Origin of the sequence: Enterococcus sp. DA9, from assembly GCF_008000875.1 — a bacterium.
GTDB classification, from domain to species: domain Bacteria; phylum Bacillota; class Bacilli; order Lactobacillales; family Enterococcaceae; genus Enterococcus_B; species Enterococcus_B lactis.
In genome coordinates, this window is the sequence record NZ_CP042839.1 from 1867505 (window position 1) to 1892054 (window position 24550).

General features: G+C 39.4%; 19 protein-coding genes and 2 pseudogenes. 18 read left to right on the top strand and 3 right to left on the bottom strand.

What is annotated here, in order from left to right; translation table 11 throughout:
• The first annotated feature begins 90 nt into the window (after window positions 1-90).
• From FTX43_RS09920 to yihA, 4 genes are all read left to right on the top strand, one after another.
• On the top strand, window positions 91-1023 hold the full coding sequence (locus tag FTX43_RS09920) for a hypothetical protein (RefSeq protein ID WP_002313684.1): 933 nt from the start codon (window positions 91-93) through the stop codon (window positions 1021-1023).
• 153 nt (window positions 1024-1176) lie between these two features.
• Window positions 1177-2466 carry a trigger factor gene (tig, locus tag FTX43_RS09925; RefSeq protein ID WP_002292069.1) on the top strand — a complete coding sequence of 430 codons (1290 nt, stop codon included), beginning with the start codon at window positions 1177-1179 and terminating at the stop codon, window positions 2464-2466.
• A 215-nt stretch (window positions 2467-2681) separates the two neighbouring features.
• Window positions 2682-3932, top strand: a complete 1251-nt coding sequence (gene clpX / locus FTX43_RS09930) for an ATP-dependent Clp protease ATP-binding subunit ClpX (RefSeq protein WP_002292068.1) — start codon at window positions 2682-2684, stop codon at window positions 3930-3932.
• An 82-nt stretch (window positions 3933-4014) separates the two neighbouring features.
• Window positions 4015-4602 (top strand): ribosome biogenesis GTP-binding protein YihA/YsxC, encoded by a 588-nt coding sequence (gene yihA, locus FTX43_RS09935; RefSeq protein ID WP_002292067.1) that lies wholly within the window; start codon window positions 4015-4017, stop codon window positions 4600-4602.
• A 77-nt stretch (window positions 4603-4679) separates the two neighbouring features.
• Here the strand turns inward: yihA and FTX43_RS14950 are convergent, their stop codons facing one another.
• Entirely contained in the window at window positions 4680-4835 is a 156-nt protein-coding gene (locus FTX43_RS14950) for an SPJ_0845 family protein (protein ID WP_002292066.1), read from the bottom strand.
• 136 nt (window positions 4836-4971) lie between these two features.
• Between FTX43_RS14950 and FTX43_RS09940 the strand changes: the two genes are divergently transcribed.
• From FTX43_RS09940 to FTX43_RS09960, 5 genes are all read left to right on the top strand, one after another.
• On the top strand, window positions 4972-6300 hold the full coding sequence (locus FTX43_RS09940; protein WP_002313686.1) for a hypothetical protein: 1329 nt from the start codon (window positions 4972-4974) through the stop codon (window positions 6298-6300).
• Window positions 6301-6310: 10 nt separating this feature from the next.
• Window positions 6311-6520 carry a hypothetical protein gene (locus FTX43_RS09945; RefSeq protein WP_002297541.1) on the top strand — a complete coding sequence of 70 codons (210 nt, stop codon included), beginning with the start codon at window positions 6311-6313 and terminating at the stop codon, window positions 6518-6520.
• Window positions 6521-6679: 159 nt separating this feature from the next.
• Complete coding sequence (locus FTX43_RS09950) at window positions 6680-7432, top strand: DeoR/GlpR family DNA-binding transcription regulator (RefSeq protein WP_002297539.1); 753 nt, start codon at window positions 6680-6682, stop codon at window positions 7430-7432.
• Window positions 7429-8343 carry a 1-phosphofructokinase gene (gene pfkB / locus FTX43_RS09955; protein WP_002292062.1) on the top strand — a complete coding sequence of 305 codons (915 nt, stop codon included), beginning with the start codon at window positions 7429-7431 and terminating at the stop codon, window positions 8341-8343. Before FTX43_RS09950 ends, pfkB begins: the two co-directional genes overlap by 4 nt.
• Window positions 8344-8360: 17 nt before the next feature.
• Window positions 8361-10292 carry a fructose-specific PTS transporter subunit EIIC gene (locus FTX43_RS09960; protein ID WP_002292058.1) on the top strand — a complete coding sequence of 644 codons (1932 nt, stop codon included), beginning with the start codon at window positions 8361-8363 and terminating at the stop codon, window positions 10290-10292.
• Window positions 10293-10397: 105 nt separating this feature from the next.
• On the opposite strand, the gene FTX43_RS09965 is transcribed toward FTX43_RS09960, so the two are convergent.
• Window positions 10398-11957 carry a ClC family H(+)/Cl(-) exchange transporter gene (locus tag FTX43_RS09965; RefSeq protein WP_002292056.1) on the bottom strand — a complete coding sequence of 520 codons (1560 nt, stop codon included), beginning with the start codon at window positions 11955-11957 and terminating at the stop codon, window positions 10398-10400.
• Between the two features lie 154 nt (window positions 11958-12111).
• Between FTX43_RS09965 and pcrA the strand changes: the two are divergent.
• From pcrA to FTX43_RS14955, 9 genes and pseudogenes are all read left to right on the top strand, one after another.
• Window positions 12112-14345: pseudogene (gene pcrA, locus FTX43_RS09970) on the top strand (DNA helicase PcrA).
• A gap of 16 nt (window positions 14346-14361) precedes the next feature.
• Entirely contained in the window at window positions 14362-16398 is a 2037-nt protein-coding gene (gene ligA, locus FTX43_RS09975) for an NAD-dependent DNA ligase LigA (RefSeq protein ID WP_002313689.1), read from the top strand.
• A gap of 105 nt (window positions 16399-16503) precedes the next feature.
• The gene (gatC, locus tag FTX43_RS09980; RefSeq protein WP_002288477.1) at window positions 16504-16809 is read left to right on the top strand and encodes an Asp-tRNA(Asn)/Glu-tRNA(Gln) amidotransferase subunit GatC; all 306 of its coding nucleotides are present in this window, start codon (window positions 16504-16506) and stop codon (window positions 16807-16809) included.
• Window positions 16809-18280: pseudogene (gene gatA / locus FTX43_RS09985) on the top strand (Asp-tRNA(Asn)/Glu-tRNA(Gln) amidotransferase subunit GatA). The gene gatC and the pseudogene gatA overlap by 1 nt, the downstream one beginning before the upstream one ends.
• Entirely contained in the window at window positions 18277-19707 is a 1431-nt protein-coding gene (gatB, locus tag FTX43_RS09990) for an Asp-tRNA(Asn)/Glu-tRNA(Gln) amidotransferase subunit GatB (RefSeq protein ID WP_002309021.1), read from the top strand. Before gatA ends, gatB begins: the two are co-directional and overlap by 4 nt.
• A 9-nt stretch (window positions 19708-19716) precedes the next feature.
• Window positions 19717-20772, top strand: coding sequence for a diacylglycerol kinase (locus FTX43_RS09995; RefSeq protein WP_002292050.1), 1056 nt, complete (start codon window positions 19717-19719; stop codon window positions 20770-20772).
• 110 nt (window positions 20773-20882) lie between these two features.
• Entirely contained in the window at window positions 20883-22256 is a 1374-nt protein-coding gene (rlmD, locus tag FTX43_RS10000) for a 23S rRNA (uracil(1939)-C(5))-methyltransferase RlmD (protein ID WP_147607037.1), read from the top strand.
• A gap of 2 nt (window positions 22257-22258) precedes the next feature.
• On the top strand, window positions 22259-22387 hold the full coding sequence (locus FTX43_RS15240; protein WP_002292046.1) for a hypothetical protein: 129 nt from the start codon (window positions 22259-22261) through the stop codon (window positions 22385-22387).
• 216 nt (window positions 22388-22603) lie between these two features.
• Complete coding sequence (locus FTX43_RS14955; RefSeq protein WP_002306511.1) at window positions 22604-22765, top strand: hypothetical protein; 162 nt, start codon at window positions 22604-22606, stop codon at window positions 22763-22765.
• On the opposite strand, the gene FTX43_RS10010 is transcribed toward FTX43_RS14955, so the two are convergent.
• The gene (locus FTX43_RS10010) at window positions 22753-24537 is read right to left on the bottom strand and encodes an ABC transporter ATP-binding protein (protein ID WP_147607038.1); all 1785 of its coding nucleotides are present in this window, start codon (window positions 24535-24537) and stop codon (window positions 22753-22755) included. The two genes, FTX43_RS14955 and FTX43_RS10010, sit on opposite strands and share 13 nt — an antisense overlap.
• Window positions 24538-24550 lie beyond the last annotated feature (13 nt).

Below are 24550 nucleotides of genomic sequence, written 5' to 3' on the forward strand. Positions count from 1 at the left end.
GAGGATGCTTCGATTATTTTTAATTGTCATGCTTTTTTTGTTTTGCTACTATTGAACATGAGCTGAACATAAGCAAGAGGAGGACACTGCGTGAAGCCGATTGATTTTCCAGAAAAATATGAGAATTTAATGCGAGTGGCCCAACAAGCACTAGCAAACCAGCAATATCAGCAGGCAAAAGAACTATTTCAACGTGCTTACGAGTTGAAAGAAAGCTTTGAGGCTAATAGCCTGCTTGTTTTTTGTCTTTATGAGTTAGACGAGAAAAAAGAAGCGTTGAAACAAGCACTCTTACATGAAAAACAGTATCTTCAAAACGAGGAGTTTGCTGAATTTTATTTTGACTTGTTAATCAGTGCACAAGATTTTTTATATGCTAGAAAATTGATAGCAAGTACAGATTTTTATGAATCTTTTGAGCAGCGTATCATTGAAAAAATCCAATTTGCAGAAGAGTTATCCGGCCAAATGGAGAGGCAAAAAGTCAAGGCGCTCCATAAAAAATCGGAGGAACTTCCTTCATTGGAACCAGCACGTCAGCTGTCGTCTATTGAGGAGATCGAACAGCTTCCTTACCATGAGTTTATCCAAACAGCAAGTAAACTGATTGTATTACCAGAGGTCCATATTTTAGCGAGGGCAAAATTGCTGGAGACGCTTAGGCAATTGAATGAATGCAACCCTGTTTTCTATTTGACGATTGAAGAAAAACTAGTCAAAGTTATACCCAAAGATTTGCCTAAGCCACAGCAACAGTCAAGTTATCAACAATTGTGTGTGTTATCAGACCATTATGGGAATGAAGATGCGCTACTTAGTTCGGTGCTGAAAGAAGAATTTACGTTGCAATCTGCAATCGTTTATCCTGTCTATGATACATACATTGAAGACCCGAGGCGTTGGTTTCAACTGACTGTAGAGGCATGTACAGGAAAAACGATGTATGATGGTACGGAAGATGAAAAACAAAATTTTTTTAAAAAACGAGAGAAAATTTTGGAGCAAATGATCTTCTTCCATTAGATTTTATCAGTGAAAAAGATAAAAATGCTATGAAAAACAATGATTCTACCCATTCAATATGTTTACAATTTGAAAGGGTTAGTGTACTATTTAAAGGTATGCATGAAACGTTTTTGATGTATAAAATGAATTTCTAAACTCGGAGGGAATTAAATGACTGCAACATTTGAAAAAAAAGGCACGAATGATGGTGTTTTAAAATTTACGATTGCGCAAGACGAAATCCAAAAAGGATTAACAACTGCGTTTAATAAAGTGAAAAAAAGCTTGAACGTACCTGGATTCCGTAAAGGAAAAGTTTCTCGTCAAGTATTCAACCGTATGTACGGTGAAGAAGCTTTATATGAAGATGCATTGAATGCTGTATTACCAGAAGCTTATGAAGCTGCTGTCAAAGAAGCTGGTATCGATCCTGTTTCTCAACCAAAAATCGATGTTGAAAGCATGGAAAAAGGTCAAGACTGGGTAATCACTGCTGAAGTAACAGTGAAACCAGAAGTAAAATTAGGACAATATAAAGATCTAGTTGTTGAAAAACAAGATCGTGAAGTAACAGATGCTGACGTGGATGCACGTATCAAACGTGAACAAGAAGCACAAGCTGAATTAGTTATCAAAGAAGATGCTGCAGCTGAAAATGGCGATACAGTAGTAATCGACTTCGAAGGCTTTGTAGATGGCGAAGCGTTTGATGGCGGAAAAGGCGAAAATTACTCACTTGAATTAGGTTCAGGTTCATTCATTCCAGGATTTGAAGATCAATTAGTTGGTCATAAATCAGGTGAAAGTCTAGATGTAAATGTAACTTTCCCAGAAGATTATCAAGCAGAAGATCTTGCTGGAAAAGAAGCAGTCTTCAAAGTGACAATCCATGAAGTAAAAGCAAAAGAAGTGCCTGAATTAGATGACGAATTCGCAAAAGATGTGGATGACGAAGTATCAACATTAGACGAATTGAAAGAAAAATATCGCAAAGAATTAGTAGAAACTAAAGAAAAAGCAGCAGACGATGCAAAAGATGAAGCAGCAATCCGTATGGCTGTTGAAAACGCAGAAATCGTTGAATTGCCACACGTGATGGTTCATGATGAAGTACATCGTTCAATGGACGAATTCTTGAACAACATGCAACGTCAAGGTATCTCTCCTGAAATGTACTATCAATTAACTGGTTCTACAGAAGAAGACTTGCATAAACAATTCGAAGGTGAAGCAGAAATGCGCACAAGAACAAATCTTGTGATCGAAGCAATTGCAGCTGCTGAAAATCTTCAAGCAACAGAAGAAGAAATCAATGCAGAAATCCAAGAATTATCAGAAACATACAACATGCCAATCGAACAAATCAAACGCGTGTTGACAGAAGATATGCTGGAACATGATGTGACAATGAAAAAAGCAATCGAATTGATCACGGGTACAGCGACAGAAGCAAAAGAATAGAAATTAAGTAATACAGGTCATGAAATAAGGGACTGTGACATGTTTGTTGTCACAGTCCCTTATTTTTTGTTAAGTGTGAAAATATACAAAGATATAGGTCAATCGATCCTTTGTTAAACACTTTTTCTTTTTACTAAACTATGTTATGATAATAAAAGACTGTAAAGTCTCTGATAGTTTCTTGCATACTTTTTGCAAGTTAAGGGGTGAAGACCATGTATGACAATCCAAGTAGCAATGAGACCGTACGCTGTTCTTTTTGTGGGAAAACCCAAGAAGAAGTGAAAAAAATCGTAGCTGGTCCAGGGGTCTACATCTGTAATGAATGTATCGACCTATGTAAAGAAATCATTGATGAAGAATTTTATGAAGAAGCTGTACGCGAATTCACTGAAGTCCCTAAACCACTAGAAATTCTTGAAGTATTGAATAACTACGTGATTGGACAAGATCGCGCAAAACGCTCGTTAGCTGTTGCTGTATACAATCACTACAAACGTGTCAATCAGCAAGCACAAGAGAACACAGATGATGTTGAACTACAAAAAAGCAATATCTGCTTGATCGGACCTACAGGGTCAGGGAAAACATTTTTGGCACAAACATTAGCAAAAACGTTGAATGTACCTTTTGCAATCGCAGATGCGACAAGTTTGACAGAAGCTGGTTATGTGGGTGAAGATGTAGAAAACATTTTACTTAAATTGCTCCAGTCTGCTGATTACAATGTGGAACGTGCAGAAAAAGGGATCATCTATATTGATGAGATCGATAAAATCGCGCGTAAAAGCGAAAATGTATCCATCACTCGTGATGTTTCCGGTGAGGGTGTCCAACAAGCCTTGCTGAAGATTCTAGAAGGAACTGTTGCAAGTGTTCCGCCTCAGGGAGGACGTAAACATCCACATCAAGAATTTATCCAGATCGATACGACGAATATCTTGTTCATCGTAGGTGGGGCGTTTGATGGTATCGAAACAATCGTGAAAAACCGTATGGGCGAAAAAACGATTGGATTTGGTACACAAAACCAAAAACTTTCTGAAGACGAAAGCGTCATGCAACATATCATCCCTGAAGATTTGCTGAAATTCGGATTGATTCCTGAGTTTATCGGACGATTACCTGTTATGGCAGCTTTAGAGAAATTGACAACAGATGATCTGGTGCGGATCTTGACTGAGCCAAAAAATGCGTTAGTCAAACAATATCAAAAGCTTCTTTCTCTAGATGATACTGAACTTGAATTCGAACCTGAAGCGTTGAGAGCTATTGCGAAAAAAGCAATCGAACGCAACACTGGTGCTCGAGGTCTTCGTTCTATCATCGAAGAAATCATGATGGATGTGATGTTTGATATCCCTTCAAATGAAAACATCGAAAAAGTGATTATTACCAAAGAAGCAGCTGAATTGTCTGGTGAGCCAACAGTGATCTATAAAGATTCAGAGAAAAAAGCGGGTTGATGAGAAGAGGCTGCCGTAAAAGTCATTTTGGCTTTTACGACAGCCGCTTGCTTTATTCATCACCTTTTTAAGGAGAGAGACCATGAAAGTCCATCAAGCTGAAATCATCATAAGTGCAGTGGCACCAAAACAATATCCAGAGACACAATTGCCGGAAATAGCTCTGGCAGGGAGATCAAATGTAGGGAAATCTTCTTTTATCAACACATTGATTGATCGAAAGAATTTAGCGCGTACTTCCGGTAAGCCTGGAAAGACCCAGACCTTGAACTTTTATTTGATTGAGAATGCGTTGCATTTTGTCGATGTTCCAGGATACGGGTATGCAAAAGTATCCAAAACTGAACGAGCAAAATGGGGAAAGATGATCGAGACATATTTAACGACCAGAGAACAACTACGTGCGGTCGTTTCTTTAGTAGATCTACGCCATAAGCCTTCTCAAGAAGATATCCAGATGTATCAATTTTTGAAGTATTATGATATCCCTGTGATCGTTGTTGCTACTAAGGCAGATAAGATTCCTCGCGGTAAATGGAACAAGCATGAAAGCGAGATCAAAAAAGCATTGGATTTTGATCATAATGACACATTTATTCTTTTTTCTTCCGTTACAAAACAAGGAAAAGAAGAAGCATGGGCAGCAATCGAACAAGCAATCGAATCATAAAAAGAATAAAAAAGACTTACCAGTCAAACTCTTCCATAAAAGTTTGGCTGGTAAGTCTTTTTTTTGCAGAACTTATCTTACTTTTGTTTCTTGTCTTTTTTCTTTTCTTTTTGTGGTTGCGGTTTTAGAAACCGATCGATTTCTTCTTTTGGCGCAACTGTTTTTTCCGGATCGACAGCAAATGATTCGAAAAGTTTATCTAAATTGTCTGTACGTTCAAATTTCAATCCCATCGCGAACACCTCTTTGTTCCTTTTTTACTTAGTTTACCATGTAATACCTAAAATTGGTTTCCAAGACAAAAAGTTTTAGTTTTTCTTTATCATTCGTTATAATTAAATTATAAAAAGATTTGAAAGAGGTGAGAAAATGATTGGTGAAGATAAATTATTAATGACTATCCAGCTCACAGACTTAGATGATGAAGAAAAAAACCAGGAAATAAGCGATTGGGCTGTTTTGACACGTCTGTTGATCCAGCCAACATTTATCCGCTCTTTCACTCAACAAGCGGACCCGTATAATCTTAGGAAACTTCAAGAAAAAATAATGCTCGCATCGGTAAGAGACGAAAGCTGGTTAGTTGTAGGGAATGACGAGAACGAGTGTAGTTTTCGTTTGGAAGGCAATCAATTGTTGATAAAAAATGTATTGTCTATCTCTGTTTTCAAAGAAAACCAGTTTTTGATTCGAGATTTCATTCAGAAAAAAATGATTGCCCATGGTGTGTTTGCTTATATGAGAGCGTATAGCGAGTTTATCTATCACAATACAAAAGAGATCACCCAGCGGCTGCTGTTTGAGACGATGGATGAAATCGAGCGTTTACCTAAAATGAAACAGAAAAATGGCGACGTAGTAGTGGATTGCAATCAATTTCCAGGCTACGATCTTTTTTATCAAGGCTTATGTTTTACCTCATGCTGGGAAATGTATTACAGTCACTATTACCATCAGATTATCCCAAAACCGATTTTTCTCGATACACAACAAGTAGAAAAAGTGAAAGAATTAGATAATGAAGTCATATATATCCAGCTTTATCGAGACCCATTCAATTGGCAAAAAACAAACAATCAGCTATTCCAATCCTATTTTAGAGACCAGCTTGGGTTTGACCACCTTGCTTGGGATAACGGCGTGGGATTGTTGAAACCACCATTTGTTGAATACATTTATACTGATCATACGATTCAATCTGTCCAGTATCAAAATGCGCAAATGCAACCTGTTCCCAAAAAAAATGCCTCGTTCTTTGTAACGAAAAGTTATGAAATTCAAGGAGGAAATTATAAAGAAAGACGTGTCCGCGGAACACTGAATGCTCAGGCGTATTTTCCTTGGGTTGACGAGAATCGCGCGCGAATGATGTGCTATAAGATCATCGATCCGACTGTTGCTTTGGACAATGGAATCGAAGCGTATTGTTATTACATCAGGGAATATCTAGAAGTAGAGGTAACAGATGAGAAATATCAAGATTATCTTTTATCATTAAGAATCTATGTTCCTTCTGAAGCACTTCCGGATTTACCGTTAAAGGAAATCAAACACAGACTCTCTGATATTGCCTTCAAACGAATAAAGAAAAAACGGCGTAGTGTCCAATTTGATGTCAAGAAAGGCGAGAAGCATCTGCGTGTGCAGTTTTTAGATTATCGCGAATTAGAACAATTGATTACTTTACAAAAAATATGAGGTGAAGAAAATGGATAAACAACTTTATTATCGAATCATGGTTCCAGCATCATTATTATCCGTCTGTCTTTTTTTTGTTCCTAATTTTCCTATTCGATCAGTCATCGGTTTCTTGGTTATGTTTGGTGGGATGGGACTTTATTATTACCTTCTTCATAAGGAAAGAAAACCTGCTACTGTTTATATGAAAAAAACAAGAAGCGAAAATAACAAACGATAAAATAGTTTGATAATAGTCAAGTAAAGTAGGAAACCAGTCAAAAAAAGACTGGTTTTTTATTTTTTTGACTGATTTATAATTTTTGTGAACGTTTTTGACTGATTTGTGTTGCGAGTCTAAAAAAAATATGCTATTATTTGTATTGAGGTGACCGTGAAAATGCTTACAGAGGAACGCAGACAAAAAATCCTAGACTTGCTTGAACAGCAGAAAATCGTGAAATCACAAGATCTTGTAAACCTTTTGAATGCTTCAGAATCAACGATAAGGCGTGATTTGCAAGAGTTGGAGAATGGTGGGTTTCTAGAAAGAGTCCATGGCGGCGCTAAGAAAGAGCAATTATTGAATTTTGAGCAGAATATGAGTGAAAAATCACTCAAAAACGTTCATGAAAAACAGCAGATCGCCAAATTGGCAGCTGAAACCATTAATGACGAAGATGTCATCTATTTAGACGCTGGCTCGACTACTTTAGAAATGATTCCTTTTTTACAAGGAAAACAAATCACAGTGGTGACAAATTCCGTTCAACATGCGGCAAATTTAGTCGATTTGGAGCTTGCTACGATCATTTTAGGTGGAACGATCAAGCTGTCAACCAATGCTGTTTTAGGATCTAATGCGATAGAACAACTAAAACATTTTCATTTCAATAAAGCGTTTATGGGAATGAACGGTGCACACATCGAACAAGGATTCACGACTCCGGATCCAGAAGAAGCAGCAGTTAAACGTTTAGCCATGAAAAATTCAGAAGAGACCTTTGTATTGATTGATCATACTAAATTCAGCCAGTTGTCTTTCACCTCTGTTGCACCTTTGGAAGCAGCCACGATCATAACCGAGCGTTGTCCATTAGAATTCATCAATGAATTCCGTGAAAAGACAACAATTAAGGAGGCAATACAATGATTTACACAGTAACACTTAATCCATCAATTGATTATATTGTACGCGTAGATGGGTTAAAACTAGGTGATTTGAACCGGATGAAAGAAGACTTCAAATTGCCTGGAGGAAAAGGGATCAATGTTTCCCGTATTTTGAAACGGATCGATTCTCAATCTACAGCACTAGGGTTTTTAGGAGGATTCACTGGCGAATTTATTTCGAAGTGGCTTGAAAAAGAACAAATCAAATCTTTGTTCACACACGTGCAAGAAGATACAAGAATCAATATCAAACTAAAATCAGATACTGAAACTGAAATTAACGGTTTAGGTCCAGCTATTTCAGATGAAGAAATCAATGAATTGAAGCAAGCGCTAGGGAAAGTAGAACAAGGAGATATCGTCGTATTGTCAGGAAGCGCGCCAGCCAGCCTACGAAAAGGATTTTATCAAGAACTGATTGATATCATTCGAGAAAAAGGTGCAGATTTCGTAATCGATACAACAGGTGATGATCTAAAGAATGCACTTGTTAAGAAACCGTTGTTGATCAAACCAAACAATCACGAATTAGCTGAGCTTTACAATACAACCTTCCAATCTGTAGAAGAAATCATTCCGTATGGGAAAAAATTACTAGCTGAAGGGGCACAGAATGTGCTGATCTCAATGGCTGGAGATGGCGCTTTGCTCTTTACAGAACAAGGAACTTATAAAACGAATGTATTGGTTCGCCCGTTGAAAAATTCAGTAGGTGCAGGGGATTCAATGATCGCCGGTTTTATTGGTGCTTACAGTCGGACAAAAGATCCGATCGAAGCCTTTAAATGGGGAGTTGCTTGTGGAAGCGCAACGGCTTTTTCTGATGACTTGGCAGATCGCGAACTGATTGATGAGTTATTGCCAGAAGTTGAAATCACAAAAATTGATTAGTTTCAAGGAGGATAATCATGAATATCAAGGATTTAATGGTCAAAGAAGCAATGATCATGGATTTGCAAGCGACTGATAAAAAAGGCGCGATCGATGAAATGGTCCAAAAAATGTTTGATGCCGGCCGGATTTCCGATATCGACACATATAAAGAAGGAATTCTAGCTCGTGAAGCACAAACCTCTACAGGTCTTGGTGACGGAATCGCCATGCCTCACGCGAAAAATAGTGCAGTCAAAGAAGCAACAGTTTTATTTGCAAAAAGCCAAAAAGGAGTAGATTATGAAGCATTAGACGGACAGCCAACTTATCTGTTTTTCATGATCGCAGCTCCAGAGGGCGCGAACGACACACACTTGCAAGCATTAGCAGCACTATCTCGATTGCTGATTGATGCAGATTTTGTAGCGAAATTAAAAGAAGCAAGTACACCAGAAGAAGTCCAAGACTTGTTCCAAACAGCTGAAGAGCAAAAAGAAGCAGAAGAAAAAGCAGAACAAGATACACAAGCTGCAGAAGCTTCTGCTCATCCAGAAAGAAAATTCGTTGTTGCCGTTACAGCTTGCCCAACAGGAATCGCTCATACTTACATGGCAGAAGATGCTTTGAAGAAAAAAGCGAAAGAAATGGGAGTGGAGATCAAAGTCGAAACGAACGGTTCAGAAGGAATCAAAAACCGATTGACTGCTGAAGACATCGCTCGTGCAGAAGGCGTGATCGTTGCAGCAGACAAAAAAGTAGAGATGAACCGTTTTGACGGAAAAGAATTGATCAATCGTCCAGTCAGTGATGGTATCCGTAAACCAGAAGAGTTGATCAATCTAGCCCTTAGTGGTACTGCACCAGTATTCCATGGTGACGGAAAAGAAAATAGTTCAGAAGAAGGAAACGCGGATGGTACTGTTGGACAAAGAATCTATAAAGATTTGATGAATGGCGTATCACACATGTTACCATTCGTTATTGGTGGAGGAATCGCTATTGCTCTTTCTTTCATGATTGACCAATTTATTGGCGTGCCGCATGACCAGTTATCGAATCTGGGGAACTACAATCAAGCTGCTAGCTGGTTCAACCAAATCGGACAAGCTGCATTTGGGTTCATGTTACCGGTATTAGCTGGATTTATTGCTTCAAGTATCGGCGACCGTCCTGGTTTGATTGTTGGATTTGCTGCTGGTGCATTAGCTAATACAGGTGGCGCAGGATTCTTAGGCGCACTGATTGGTGGATTCTTGGCTGGTTATGTCATCGTATTTTTACGTAAATTATTCAAGAACTTACCAAAATCATTGGATGGAATCAAAACGATCCTCTTTTATCCAGTGTTTGGCTTACTGATTACTGGTTTCCTGATGTTGCTAGTCAATGTCCCTATGAAAGCAATCAATGATGCATTGAACGGTTTCTTGACAAGTATGAGTGGTTCGAATGCTGCTTTACTTGGTGCATTATTAGCTGGAATGATGGCGGCAGATTTAGGCGGTCCAATCAACAAAGCCGCTTATGTATTTGGTACAGCAACTTTAGCTACGACTGTTGCCACTGGCGGAAGTGTTGTGATGGCTTCTGTTATGGCTGGAGGAATGGTCCCTCCATTGGCGATTTTCGTTGCTACACGTTTATTCAAAAATAAATTCAGCAAAACAGATCAAGATGCTGGTTTGACGAACATCGTGATGGGACTTTCGTTTGTCACGGAAGGATCGATTCCATTTGCAGCAGCTGACCCGATTCGTGCCATTCCAAGTTTTATTATTGGTTCTGCTTTAACTGGCGGATTAGTCGGTGCTTTCGGAATCAAATTACTGGCTCCTCATGGCGGAATTTTTGTTGTATTCTTACTGAGTCACCCAATCATGTATTTGGTGTTTATTGCTATCGGAGCAGTCGTCTCTGGTGTGATTTATGGTTTATTGAGAAAAGCTCCTGCAGTAGCAGAAGCATAGAAATAAAAAGAAGAGACTGGGGAAATCCAGCCTCTTCTTTTTTTGTAGAGTAAAAGTAGTATAGATGAATAGTTGTTGTGCCATAAAATAGTTCTTCCCGGTACGTTAAAATGATTGCTTCAAATTTGTGATCGAAGATTTAGCCTCGATTTCTTGCTTGATTCTTGGTAAGTTTGCTTCATCAGTCAAGATTACCAAAATATCTCCTACATTCATGATCGTATCGCCGTGAGTCAAGATTTCCTGATTTCCTCTGCGTATAGAGATTAGCAGCATATTTTTAGGCCAATTGAAGTCCCGTACCATTAATCCGTCTAAAGAACTCTCTGCCGTTACTGGAAAATCAAAAGTTGTCCTTGCGCCTTTAAGAGCGGCGGTCTGATTGTTTCCAAGTAAACGTTCCAACAATGATTCGTAGATCGGATTCCCTCCGAGAAGATCATTGACGATATAAGCAACAAGAGCAGCCAACCCTAAAGGCATCAGATGATTGAGAGAGCCAACCATTTCTGTCACTAAAATAATTGCTGTCAGCGGTGCTTTCCCAATTGCTGTGAAATAACCAGCCATGGCAATCACGACGAAATCCTTGATGTAGATTGGATCCATCCCGAAATCAACCATGATGTTTCCATAAAAGCTACCGATTAAAGCCCCCAATGTCAATATCGGAAGGAAAATCCCTCCTGGAAGACCACCACCATAAGAAATCATGGAAAAAACGAATCGAAGAACAAACAAACCGATAATCATAATGATTGGCAATGAAGCATGTCCAAAAGCTAAAACGATTTGATTGCCTCCGCCTAGCGTACTAGGCCATAAATAACCAATCGGCAAAATCAGCAAGAAAGGAACGAATCCATGAAAATAAGCTGGTAAAGGCAATCGGTTGTAAAATTTTGGCAATGCTAGCAGGACCTTTTGATAAATAAAACCTAAGACGCCTAGAAGTACGCCTAATACCACCAAAGAACCATAATATTTCAACGGCAAAGAAGGAAGATCCCCTAGATATAAAACTGGTCTTAAGCCAAAAAAATAAAGAGAGACAAAGTTAGCTGTGATGGCCGAAGCAAAAGATGTCAGCCAAACAAGAGGAGAGAAGGAGTGATGGATTTCTTCTAAAACAAAGAGTAATCCTGCGATAGGAGCATTGAATGCTGCTGCAAGTCCGCTACTTGCTCCGCTAGAAATCAAAATCTTTTCTTCTGAAGATGGACTCCGAAACAATTGTCCAGCTCCTTGTCCGATAGCTGCACCAAGCTGTATAGAAGGGCCTTCTCGACCTAGAAAAAGTCCTGCGCCAACTGAAAGTACACCACCAATGAACTTTTTCCATAAAACAGAGAACCAGTTCATTGATAATTCCCCTCGAAGCTGTCCTTCTACTTGTGGAATCCCGCTTCCTTTGATATCCGGTTCATTTTTGACCAGATAACCCACAAAAAATGCTGCAAGGATGCAGCAAGTAGCCATGCCAACTAAGTAAATCGGCTGTTCCCGACTTATTTCATAGATGCTTCGAACAAAATCGCCTAACTTTTCGATCGATAAACGAAACAGGCTAACCACGATTCCTGTCAGTAGTCCAACGAATATTCCTTTTAGAATAAAATATATCTGAGTTTTATCTAATTTCTTGATTTTTCCTTTTTTTTCCATTCAAACGCCTCGCTTTCTTTTAATTTAGCGCGAAATCAACGAATTGACAAGAAGAAATCCATAAAAAGAAACAAATGATTTTGAATTAGCTAGTTTAATGAAAGCCAAGAAAATGCTATAATTAACAAGATTGATAAAAGAAAGGATGTTGTTAATGTCATCCAAAGCTGAATTATTAAACGGGATGAACCCCGTCAGAAAGAAGCTGTTCTTCACACTGACGGACCATTATTGCTGATGGCAGGTGCGGGAAGTGGAAAGACGAGAGTGTTGACGCATCGCATTGCCTATTTGATTGAGGAAAAAGAAGTCAATCCTTGGAACATCCTAGCGATTACTTTTACCAATAAAGCTGCAAAAGAAATGAAAGAACGTGTCAATGCGATTCTCGCATCTGGGGGCGAAGATGTCTGGGTATCGACTTTTCACTCAATGTGTGTGCGTATTTTAAGAAGAGATGTTGATTTTATCGGGTATAACCGGAACTTTACGATCATCGACTCTTCTGAACAGCTGACCTTGATGAAACGGATACTGAAGGAACTGAACATTGACCCGAAAAAATATGATCCTCGCAGCATATTAGGAACAATCTCCCAAGCAAAAAATAGCTTGCAGACCCCTCAAGATTTTGCAAAAATGCAAGGCAGTTATTACGAAGAGATTGTGGCAAAATGTTACGCTGCTTATCAAAAAGAGCTTCAATACAATCAATGTATGGACTTTGACGACCTGATCATGAATACGATCCGGTTATTTGAAGAACATCCTGATTCACTCACATATTATCAAAACAAATTCCATTATATTCATGTAGATGAGTATCAAGATACAAACCACGCACAGTATACGTTGGTCAATTTATTGGCAGGTAGATTTAGAAATCTATGCGTAGTGGGAGATGCAGATCAAAGTATCTACGGCTGGCGCGGTGCAGATATGCAGAACATCTTGGATTTCGAAAAAGATTATCCAGATGCTGCAGTGATTTTGCTGGAACAAAACTATCGCTCCACGAAAAACATTCTTAGCGCGGCAAACCAAGTCATTGAAAACAATAGCAATCGAAAACCAAAAAACTTGTGGACAGAAAACAAAGAAGGAAACAAGATCACTTACTATCGTGCAGATAATGAACGAGACGAAACCCGTTTTATCGTAGACCGGATGCAAGAAGAGATTCGAAGCAATCATCGGAATTACGGCGACTTTGCCATTTTGTACCGGACGAACGCACAATCTCGTGTGATGGAAGAAACCTTGTTGAAAGCAAATATTCCTTATAAAATGGTTGGAGGGCACAAATTCTACGATCGGAAAGAAATCAAAGATATTTTAGCGTATTTAAATGTGCTGGCAAATCCTCAAGACTCAATCAGTTTTGAGCGTATCGTTAATTCGCCCAAACGAGGCATCGGACCAGGATCTATCGAAAAACTACGCAGTTTTGCTTCTCTCCATGAATGGCCACTGCTTGAAGCAGCCCAAAATGTGGAACTGGCAAATATCGGTGGAAAAGCAGGCCAGCAATTAGGTTCATTTGGAGAGATGATTCAAGAAGTCACGCAGATGATCCCATACTTGACAGTGACAGAATTGACGAAAGAGGTTTTGGATCGTAGCGGATACCTGGAAGATTTAAAAATCCAAAATACATTAGAAGCACAAGCGCGTATCGAAAACCTGGAGGAATTTTTAACGGTCACACAAGAATTCGATAAGCAGTTCGAACAGCAAAATGAAGAAGATGCTGATGCACCAGAAGAAAAACTAACGGTCTTCTTGAACGATCTGGCACTTGTTTCTGACATTGACAATTTAGAAGAAGACGCTTCGCAAGTGACATTGATGACGTTGCATGCAGCCAAAGGATTAGAATTCCCAGTTGTATTCCTGATTGGTCTAGAAGAAGGTGTTTTTCCTTTATCTCGAGCATTGATGGAAGAAAGCGAACTGGAAGAAGAACGTCGTCTCGCTTATGTAGGAATCACGCGAGCAGAAGAAGCGTTGTATTTAACCAATGCTTTCTCCAGAACATTATATGGACGGACGCAATATAACCGTCCTTCTCGTTTTGTAGAAGAAATCGATCAAGAATTGCTAGAAATCGAGGGCATGCGTCCTACGCCTAAAAAAACACCTGTATTCGCAAAAAAAACAGCATATAGCTATAAACAGCCAGAGACAGCGGTTGTTTCCTCTAAAAGTGCCACTGGAGGGGAAAAGAACAGCTGGAAACCTGGAGATAAAGTCAAACACAAAAAATGGGGCCTAGGAACAGTCGTCCGAGTAAGTGGGACGTCGAAGGATCTAGAACTAGATGTGGCTTTCCCAAGTCAAGGAGTAAAACGTCTTTTGGCTGCCTTTGCGCCAATTGAAAAAGCTTAGTAGTGGAGGGTAAATGATGGAACATGAAATGACGATTGACGAAGCTGCTAAACGAGCAGAAGAACTTCGTACAAGATTGAACCAATGGTCTCGTGAATACTACGTAGAAGATAAACCAACAGTGGAAGACTATGTTTATGATAAAGAATACGCAGAATTAGTAGCAATCGAAGAACAATATCCTGATTTGATCACGTCTGATTCTCCCACTCAACGAGTAGGCGGAAAAGTATTAGAAGGTTTTGAAAAAGTCACTCATGATATTCCGCTTTACAGTTTGAACGACGTTTTCAGCAAAGAAGAACTGATAGCTTTTGATCAACGTGTACAAAAAGCAGTGGGACGTGTAGTCGACTATTGCTGCGAACTAAAAATAGATGGTCTTTCCGTCTCTTTGCGTTATGAAGATGGGAACTTCGTTAGAGGAGCGACTCGTGGGGATGGGACTGTAGGAGAAAACATCACTGAAAACCTAAAGACTGTCCGATCAGTCCCAATCAAATTAAAAGAACCGATGAACATCGAAGTAAGAGGCGAATGTTTCATGCCAAAACGGTCATTTGTTCAATTGAATCAAGACAGAGAAGCAGAGGGAAAAGATATCTTTGCGAATCCTCGGAATGCCGCAGCCGGTTCCTTGCGTCAGTTAGATTCTAAAATCACAGCGAAAAGAAATCTGGATACTTTTTTATACACAGTAGCTGATTTCGGTTCTATGGAAGCAAAAACACAGTATGATGCACTAGAAGAGCTAGAAAAAATAGGATTCCACACGAATCGGGAAAAACGTCTATGTCATTCGATTGATGAAGTATGGGCATACATTGAGGAATATCATGATAAACGTGTAGATTTGCCCTATGAGATTGATGGGATCGTCATCAAAGTGAATGAGTTCTCGTTGCAAGATCAACTTGGCTTTACTGTCAAAGCACCACGATGGGCAACAGCTTATAAGTTTCCCCCAGAAGAAGTTGAAACACTGATCGAAAACATCGAATGGACAGTCGGACGAACGGGGGTAGTGACACCAACGGCAATCATGACGCCTGTCCGAGTAGCAGGAACGACAGTAAGCCGTGCCAGTCTGCATAATGGGGATTATATCAAGTTGAAGGATATCCGCTTGAAAGATACAGTTCTGATTTATAAAGCGGGAGATATCATTCCAGAAGTTTCGCAAGTCGTGTTGGATAAACGACCTAAAGACAGCGAAGAATACCAATTACCTACACATTGCCCAGTTTGTGGAAGTGAACTTGTCCATTTGGATGAAGAAGTAGCGCTACGGTGCATCAATCCTAAATGCCCTGCTCAAATGAAAGAAGGCTTGAACCACTTTGTCTCAAGAAATGCGATGAATATCGACGGATTGGGCCCACGTGTGCTTGAACAGATGTATGACAAAAAACTAGTCGCAGATGTTGCTGATCTTTATAAATTGACAGAAGAAGAGTTATTGACGTTGGACAAAATAAAAGAAAAATCAGCAAATAATATTTTGACAGCAATTGACAACAGCAAAGATAATTCGGTCGAGCGATTGATTTTTGGGTTAGGAATCCGACATGTCGGAGCGAAAGCAGCAAAAATTTTAGCAGAACATTTCGGTGATCTAGAGACATTGAGTAGAAGCGACTATGAGTCGATTATTGCGCTTGATACGATCGGTGATATCATTGCCGACAGTGTAGTCACTTATTTTAGTAACGAAGAAGTCCATGAATTGATGAATGAATTAAAACAAGCAGGCGTCAACTTCGAATACAAAGGGCTTCGAAGTACCCAATTGCAAGAAGTCGAGTCGCCTTTTAAAGAAAAAACAGTAGTCCTTACTGGTAAACTAACACGATTGACTCGTGAAGAAGCAAAAGAGACGATCGAAAATCTTGGCGGGAAAGTGACTGGTAGCGTATCGAAAAAAACAGATATCGTGGTAGCAGGAGAAGATGCTGGCAGCAAGCTAACCAAAGCACAAGAATTAGGAATCGAAGTTTGGACAGAAGATCAAATGGCAGAAGCATTGGCTAAAAGCCACTCAGCAAAAGAATAAATATTGAGTTTTTTCAGACAAATTTCAATAAATAATTTCAGACAGAGCACTCTTATGTTAAAATAGAGAGCAAAGTTTTTAACTCGTTTAGAAAGAAGGGGTAGTATGGCGATTAGTGAAGAACAAGTGAAACACGTTGCCAAATTAGCAAAACTTGCGTTCGCAGATGAAGAACTTGCAAGTTTTACCGACCAATTAGGTAAAATCATCGATATGGTGGAAATGCTGGAAGAAGTAGATACGGAAGGTGTTCCATTTACGTCGAATGTTGTCGAAACAGTAAACGTGATGCGACAAGATCGGGCGCAAGCTGGATGGAACCGTGATGAATTATTGAAAAATGTGCCGGAAACAGAAGACGGCTTTATCAAAGTACCCGCAATCATCGATAATGGGGAGGCTGGCGCATAATGACAAAAATACACAATCGTTCTCTAGAAGAACTGCATCGTATGCTTGTATCGAAAGAAATCACTGTACAAGATTTGACAAAAGCAACATTTGAACGAATCAAAGAAACAGAGCCTGAGATCGAAGCATTCATCACATTGAATGAAGAAAAAGCATTGGAACAGGCAAAAGCTTTAGATGAAAAAGGTATTGATGAAAGCAACATCCTTGCTGGAATTCCGATTGGGATCAAGGATAATATCGTAACAAAAGATATCTTGACAACCGCTGCATCTAAGATTCTTTACAATTTTGAACCAATTTATGATGCAACGGTCATGGATAAAATCTATCAAGCAGATATGATCCCTGTTGGAAAACTAAACATGGATGAATTTGCTATGGGCGGAAGTACAGAAACTTCTTATTTCAAGAAAACAAAAAATGCTTGGGACCAAACAAAAGTACCTGGGGGCTCTTCCGGTGGTTCTGCAGCAGCAGTAGCAGCTGGACAAATCCCAGTTTCTTTAGGTAGTGATACGGGGGAAGTATCCGCCAGCCAGCAGCTTTCAACGGCATTGTAGGAATGAAACCTACTTATGGCCGTGTCTCACGTTTTGGCTTGATTGCCTTTGCTTCATCTCTTGACCAAATCGGACCAATGACCCGTACGGTGAAAGATAACGCATTAGCATTGACAGCTATCAGTGGTTATGACGAAAAAGACGGTACTTCTTCAGGCGTTTCAGTTCCTGACTTTGCAGAGGGACTGACCGGTGACATCAAAGGAATGAAGATTGCTTTACCTAAAGAATACTTAGGCGAAGGTGTGGCCTCTGGCGTAAAAGAAGCTGTATTGAAAGCAGCAGAAACATTCCGTTCATTAGGTGCTGTTGTGGAAGAAGTCAGCTTACCTCATTCAAAATACGGTGTGGCTGTTTATTATATCATTGCCTCATCAGAAGCAAGTTCCAACTTGCAGCGTTTCGATGGTATCCGCTATGGTTATCGCTCTGAAAACGTGAAATCATTGGATGATGTATATGTCAACTCACGTTCAGAAGGATTCGGTGAAGAAGTAAAACGCCGTATCATGTTAGGTACATTCTCATTAAGTGCGGGCTATTATGACGCTTACTTCAAAAAAGCAGGACAAGTCCGTACATTGATCAAACGAGATTTTGAAAAAGTCTTTGCAGATTATGACTTGATCATCGGACCATCTTCACCAACAGTGGCATTCGGAATCGGTGAGAACATCAACGATCCAATCACGATGTACATGAGTGACATCTTAACGATCCCTGTCAACTTGGCTGGACTTCCAGGTATGTCTGTACCGGCAGGATTGTCAGAAGGATTACCAGTTGGATTGCAGATCATCGGTAATTATTTTGATGAAAAAACGATGTATCAAGCGGCATATGCGTTTGAACAAGCAACAGAATTCCACACACAACAACCAGCTATTTTAGGAGGGAAAGACGAATGAATTTTGAAACAGTCATTGGACTAGAAGTCCACGTCGAGTTGAAAACCAACTCAAAAATTTTCTCTCCAGCGCCAGCTCATTTTGGTGCAGAACCAAACAGCAATACAAACGTGATCGACTGGGGTTATCCAGGCGTGCTACCAGTAATGAATAAAGCTGCGCTGGAATTCGGGATGAAAGCCGCTTTGGCATTAAACTGCGAAATCTCTAAAGATACTCATTTTGACCGGAAAAATTACTTTTACCCAGATAATCCGAAAGCATATCAAATTTCCCAATTTGATCAACCAATCGGTCATGACGGATGGATCGAAATCGAAGTAGAAGGCAAGAAGAAAAAAATCCGGATCGAACGGGTCCATTTAGAAGAAGATGCTGGGAAAAACATGCATGGTATCGGCGGCTATTCTTACGTTGATTTGAACCGACAAGGCACGCCTTTGATCGAAATCGTTTCTGAAGCTGATATGCGTTCGCCAGAAGAAGCATACGCTTATCTAGAAGCATTGCGTTCAATCATCCAATTTACAGAAGTCAGCGATGTGAAAATGGAAGAAGGTTCTATGCGTTGTGATGCGAATATTTCTCTCCGCCCTTATGGACAAGAAGAATTCGGTACGAAAGCAGAATTGAAAAACTTGAACTCTTTATCTTTCGTGAAAAAAGGTTTAGCTTTTGAAGAAAAACGTCAAGCAAAAGTTCTTCTTTCAGGAGGAGAAATCCAACAAGAAACACGCCGTTTTGACGAAACAACGAATAAAACAGTTTTGATGCGTGTGAAAGAGGGTTCTAGTGATTATCGTTATTTCCCAGAGCCTGATATTCCGAAATTCGTGATCGATGACGAATGGATTCAAAAAGTAAAAGCTAGTTTACCTGAGATGCCAGCTTCTCGTCGCGAACGCTATATCCGTGAATTTGGTCTTCCAGAGTATGACGCAATGGTATTGACACTTACAAAAGAAATGTCTGATTTCTTTGAAGCTGTTTTGGAAAATGGTGCAGATGCCAAGCAAGCATCTAACTGGTTGATGGGTGAAGTTTCTGCTTACTTAAACAGTGAGAAACTGGAATTAGCTGAGACAAAATTGACACCTGAGAACTTAGCAGGAATGATTCGTTTGATCGCCGATGGAACGATCAGCTCAAAAATCGCCAAAAAAGTCTTCCGTGAATTGATCACAAATGGCGGAGAAGCGCAAGAAGTTGTTGAGAAAAATGGTTGGGTACAATTATCTGATCCTAGCAAACTTCTTCCAATCATTAATGAAATCTTGGATAACAATCAACAATCTGTCGATGATTACAAAAATGGAAAAGATCGTGCGGTTGGCTTCCTAGTCGGTCAAATCATGAAAGCAACTAAAGGGCAAGCAAATCCTGGTGTCGTGAACAAGCTGCTTAAAGATGAATTAGCGAAACGCTAGAGGCTGAAAATGAAAAAAGCACGCGTAATTTATAACCCTACCTCGGGAAAAGAATTATTGAAAAAAAATTTGGCGGATATCCTGCAGGCATTAGAAGAAGCAGGATTTGAAGCTAGCGCCTATGCCACTACACCAGAACCTGATTCAGCCAAGAATGAAGCACGCAGAGTTGCAGAACTAGGTTTTGATCTAGTAGTGGCAGCTGGGGGCGACGGAACGATCAACGAAGTGGTCAATGGGATCGCTCCGCTTGAACACCGTCCTAAAATGGCCATTATCCCAGCCGGTACGACGAACGACTATGCTCGAGCATTAAAAATTCCTAGAGATAATATTAAAGCAGCAGCAGAAGTAATAAAAAAACACCAAACAGTAAAAATGGACATCGGTCTTTCTGATAGCAGTTACTTCATCAATATCGCTGCAGGCGGCTATTTGACAGAATTGACTTATGAAGTTCCATCAGAACTAAAGAGTATTTTTGGTTATCTTGCCTACCTTGCGAAAGGAGCAGAGATGCTACCTCGAGTAAAGCCAATCAAAATGCGCTTGAAGTATGATGAAGGGGAATATATCGGAAATGCTTCGATGTTTTTCCTAGGGCTGACGAACTCTGTTGGAGGATTCGAACAGATCGCGCCAGATGCCAAATTGGATGATGGCAAGTTTTCTTTGATCATTGTAAAGACAGCAAATATCTTTGAGATCTTGCATATTGCGGCACTCATGCTGAATGGCGGTCGACATGTCGATGATCCAAGAGTAATCTATACCAAAACAAGCAGTTTGTTCGTCGAAACAGAAGATGATATCAATCGACCAGTAATGATCAACTTAGATGGTGAATATGGCGGGGAAGCACCGATGCATTTCCAAAATCTTCATCAGCACATTGAGTTCTTTGCCAATACCGATCAGATTCCTGATGAAGCAATCACAGGCACAGATGAAGAAGAATTAGAGGTTGTCAGCAAAGAATTCGTAAAAGAAGTCGAACGTTTAACGGATGAAGATATCGACGGTGACGGAAAAATAGCAGACGAAACACCTAATCAAAAGAATTAATCAAAAGCCGGTGCTGAACGTAGTAAGGTCAGTGCCGGTTTTAGTTGTGTAATTAACTGATTTATAGTAGAGTTCAGTAGGATTGAAAAATAGGCTTAAAGGAGCAAAATATGACAGAACAGCAAATAGTAAAGAAAAACGAACGATATACAGTCGAAATCGTCGACTTGAGTTATGAAGGAATGGGGGTAGCAAAAATCGATGGTTATCCATTATTTATCGAAAATGCACTTCCTGGAGAAGAAGTAGAAATACTAGTAGTGAAAGCGGGCAATAAGTTTGGATATGGGAAAGTCGAAACATTTATTACACAATCTCCTGATCGCCAGCCTGTAGAAAACAATGCACTACTTCGCACAGGTATCGCACCTTTAGCCCATTTGAAGTATGAACAACAGCTTGTTTTCAAACAAAAACAAGTAGAGCATGTAATGGCGAAGATTGCTAAGATGTCAGAAATTCCTGTACTTCCAACTGTCGGAATGGCAGAACCATTCGGCTACCGTAATAAAGCACAGATCCCTGTTCGCCGTATCGATGGACAGTTAGCCACCGGTTTTTACAAAAAGAATAGCCATGATCTAGTCCCTATCGAAGATTTTTATATCCAAGATCCTGTCATCGATCAAGCAATCAAAGTAGTCAGAGATATCTTGCAACGGTTCCAAGTACGAGGATATAATGAAGAAAAAAATGAAGGACAGCTTCGTCACATCATTATACGTCGTGGTCATTATTCCCATGAAATGATGGTCGTTTTAGTTACTCGTAAAGAAAAATTCTTTAAATCCAAGGAAATTGCTGAAGCCATTCATGAAGAATTGCCAGAAGTGGTTTCGGTCATCCAAAATATCAATGAAGAAAAAACAAATGTGATTTTAGGAGACAAAGAAAAAGTTTTATATGGCAGAGACTATATCGAAGATCAGCTATTAGGAAAAACCTATCGAATCTCAGCAAAGTCATTTTATCAAGTAAATACTCAACAAGCAGAGTATCTGTACCAAACAGCCATCAAGTTTGCTGAGTTAGATAAAAAAGACATTGTGATTGACGCTTATTCAGGAATAGGTACGATTGGCTTGTCTTTAGCAGACAAAGTGGATAAGGTGTATGGGATGGAAGTTATTCCAGAAGCAATTGAAGATGCACAATTCAATGCTTTAAATAATAAAATCGAAAATGTTTATTATGAAGTCGGACAAGCAGAAAAAGTCATGAAAAAATGGCAAGAAAAAGGAATCAAACCATCTGTGATCGTAGTTGACCCTCCACGAAAAGGATTAGATCATCATTTTATTGAATCAGCAATCGAAATGTCACCAGAACGAATCGTCTATATCTCATGTAATCCGGCAACTTTTGCAAGAGATGCTAAGTTATTTGCAGAAGCAGGTTATGCCGTGAAGAAAGTTCAGCCTGTAGATCTTTTCCCACAAACCCATCATATCGAATTAGTCGCTTCATTCGTTAAAGGAGAATAAAAATGGACCAAAAAGAAAAAATGAAAGAATTGATCAAAAAGAAACAAGGTGGAGGTCGATCCAAACAAATGGAAACACCTAAAAATGATCGTAAAAACATGAGAAAAGGCCCTAAGATCTTTAATAATTAATATGGTTAAAAAAGGATGTGGAACGATGATCTTGATGATCGTTCCACATCCTTTCACTATTTAAATCCTCCTATACTTCGTTTCATGTTCTTGACAATAATATAACCTAAAAAAGACAAAGAAAGAGTGAACAAAATGCCGCTTTACTCCACGTTTTTTGGTAATTCAAACGGCTGTTCATGAAAAAGTCGTTGAAAATGAGGGGTGAAAAAAGTCATGATGACAAAAGAAACAAGAAACGTAGCTGCATTTAGAAAAGCTACGTTAAAAAAACTCATGAAAGCCATCAGAATTGCTTCCGCCTTTTATACGTGTTTAGAGCGTGAGACAAAAGTGTTCTTTACTTTTGTCCCACGCTCTTTTGGCTATGCTACCTGAAATTGACTATTATAAAGGCTAGCATAAAGCGTTGGTGCTTGGAGTAATTCAGAATGCGTTCCTTTTTCGACGATATCGCCGTTTTTCATTACAAGGATCATATCTGCATTTTCAATCGTTGACAAACGGTGGGCAATGACAAAACTTGTCCTGTCTTTTGTCACAGCCTCCATTGCTTGCTGGATCAATGCTTCTGTTCGTGTATCTACACTAGAAGTTGCTTCATCTAAAATAACGACAGGGGGATTTGCCAGAATGACCCGTGCAATTGTTAATAATTGTAGCTGCCCTTGAGATAACGTACCATTTTCGCTAGAGATGATTGTATCATATCCCTCTGGCAGTGTTCGAATAAAGTGATCACATTGCGCGATTTCAGCCGCTTCGATAATTTGTTCTCTCGTGGCATCCATTTTCCCATAGGCAATATTATCGGCCACTGTTCCTTCAAACAGCCAGGTATTTTGTAAGACCATCCCAAAAGAACGGCGTAGTTCTCCACGCGAAAGCTTAGTAATATCGCAGCCGTCAAATTCGATCTTTCCTTTATTCAGTTCATAAAAACGCATCAGCAGATTAACTAAAGTCGTTTTTCCTACACCAGTTGGGCCAACAATCGCCACAGTTTGTTTTGGTTTTACTGAAAAATCAACTTGATTCATCAATATTTTATCTGATGTGTAACCAAATTGTACATTTTTGAAAGCTATTTTTCCTTTCGGTTCTTCCAAAAGTTTTGCTTCTGGTAGGTCCGGAATTTCATCTGTTTCATCTAATATTTCAAAGATCCTTTCGATTGCAGCCATTGCGGATTGGATCGAGTTGATCACATAAGAAGCAGTGGAAATTGGTTCAGAGATCTGATTGATGTACTGAAGGTAAGCTTGTAAGAAGCCAATCGTCACACCGCCAGAAAGAACGAGTATAGCACCGAATACCGCACTTATGATGAAGGCAAGTTGATTGATGAAACGGATTGCCGGATAGATGGCAAAGTTCATAAATTGAGCACGTTTAAAAGCATTGTATTGTTTTTTGTTTACTTCATGTATAGAAGCCTCTGCACGAGCTTGCTGATTGAATGTTTTGACTACTAGATTACCAGCTAAGATTTCTTCCATCCGATTATTCAAGACACCTAGTTCATATTGGTTTTGTTCAGAAATCTGTTTGTTTTTATTCGCAATTTTAGTTGTAACAATTGAACTTCCGACGATCAGCAATAAGACGAGCAAAGTAAGCTTGCTTTCGATATAAAACAGCATTAGACCAGCAGCAACTATTGTTACCACAGAAGTGAAAAATTGATTGATACCTGTCAATAACACTTGAGAAAGCTGATTGAGTCCGGTAGTCGTCCGACTGATGATGTCGCCGACTTGATGATTATCAAAAAACGACATCGGCAATGTTTTGAATTTTTTTGTGATTTCTTTTCGTACCCTCAATGTGATCTTTTCGCTTAATGCTGCCATTGTACGTTCTTGGATAAATGAAGCAACACTGCTTAGGACTGAACAGCCGATCAGCAATAAGACAGGGAACAGCAATGCCTGTTTGATATCACTGAAAGTAAGCTGTCCAATACCTGTTTTTCTTATTTGCGACAACAAATCATCAATCCCAATTCCCATGATCAGGGGCATGGCTACAACTAATAGGTTGCCCAATAAACTGCATAGAAACAATCCGTAAAAATATTTATGTTCAGGTTTGATCATTTTCCAAAAACGTATCAAAGCGTGTGTGTTCAACGTTTTTTTCTTTTCCATCGAATCCCTTCTT

Coding starts and splice junctions, on each gene's coding strand:
- FTX43_RS14950 (WP_002292066.1), bottom strand. CDS start 4,835: ATGGGATTGAAATTTGAACGTACAGACAATTTAGATAAACTTTTCGAA.
- FTX43_RS09940 (WP_002313686.1), top strand. CDS start 4,972: ATGATTGGTGAAGATAAATTATTAATGACTATCCAGCTCACAGACTTA.
- FTX43_RS09995 (WP_002292050.1), top strand. CDS start 19,717: ATGAAAAAAGCACGCGTAATTTATAACCCTACCTCGGGAAAAGAATTA.
- FTX43_RS09965 (WP_002292056.1), bottom strand. CDS start 11,957: ATGGAAAAAAAAGGAAAAATCAAGAAATTAGATAAAACTCAGATATAT.
- rlmD (WP_147607037.1), top strand. CDS start 20,883: ATGACAGAACAGCAAATAGTAAAGAAAAACGAACGATATACAGTCGAA.
- pfkB (WP_002292062.1), top strand. CDS start 7,429: ATGATTTACACAGTAACACTTAATCCATCAATTGATTATATTGTACGC.
- gatB (WP_002309021.1), top strand. CDS start 18,277: ATGAATTTTGAAACAGTCATTGGACTAGAAGTCCACGTCGAGTTGAAA.
- FTX43_RS09950 (WP_002297539.1), top strand. CDS start 6,680: ATGCTTACAGAGGAACGCAGACAAAAAATCCTAGACTTGCTTGAACAG.
- tig (WP_002292069.1), top strand. CDS start 1,177: ATGACTGCAACATTTGAAAAAAAAGGCACGAATGATGGTGTTTTAAAA.
- clpX (WP_002292068.1), top strand. CDS start 2,682: ATGTATGACAATCCAAGTAGCAATGAGACCGTACGCTGTTCTTTTTGT.
- FTX43_RS14955 (WP_002306511.1), top strand. CDS start 22,604: ATGATGACAAAAGAAACAAGAAACGTAGCTGCATTTAGAAAAGCTACG.
- FTX43_RS09960 (WP_002292058.1), top strand. CDS start 8,361: ATGAATATCAAGGATTTAATGGTCAAAGAAGCAATGATCATGGATTTG.
- yihA (WP_002292067.1), top strand. CDS start 4,015: ATGAAAGTCCATCAAGCTGAAATCATCATAAGTGCAGTGGCACCAAAA.
- FTX43_RS10010 (WP_147607038.1), bottom strand. CDS start 24,537: ATGGAAAAGAAAAAAACGTTGAACACACACGCTTTGATACGTTTTTGG.
- ligA (WP_002313689.1), top strand. CDS start 14,362: ATGGAACATGAAATGACGATTGACGAAGCTGCTAAACGAGCAGAAGAA.
- FTX43_RS09945 (WP_002297541.1), top strand. CDS start 6,311: ATGGATAAACAACTTTATTATCGAATCATGGTTCCAGCATCATTATTA.
- gatC (WP_002288477.1), top strand. CDS start 16,504: ATGGCGATTAGTGAAGAACAAGTGAAACACGTTGCCAAATTAGCAAAA.
- FTX43_RS15240 (WP_002292046.1), top strand. CDS start 22,259: ATGGACCAAAAAGAAAAAATGAAAGAATTGATCAAAAAGAAACAAGGT.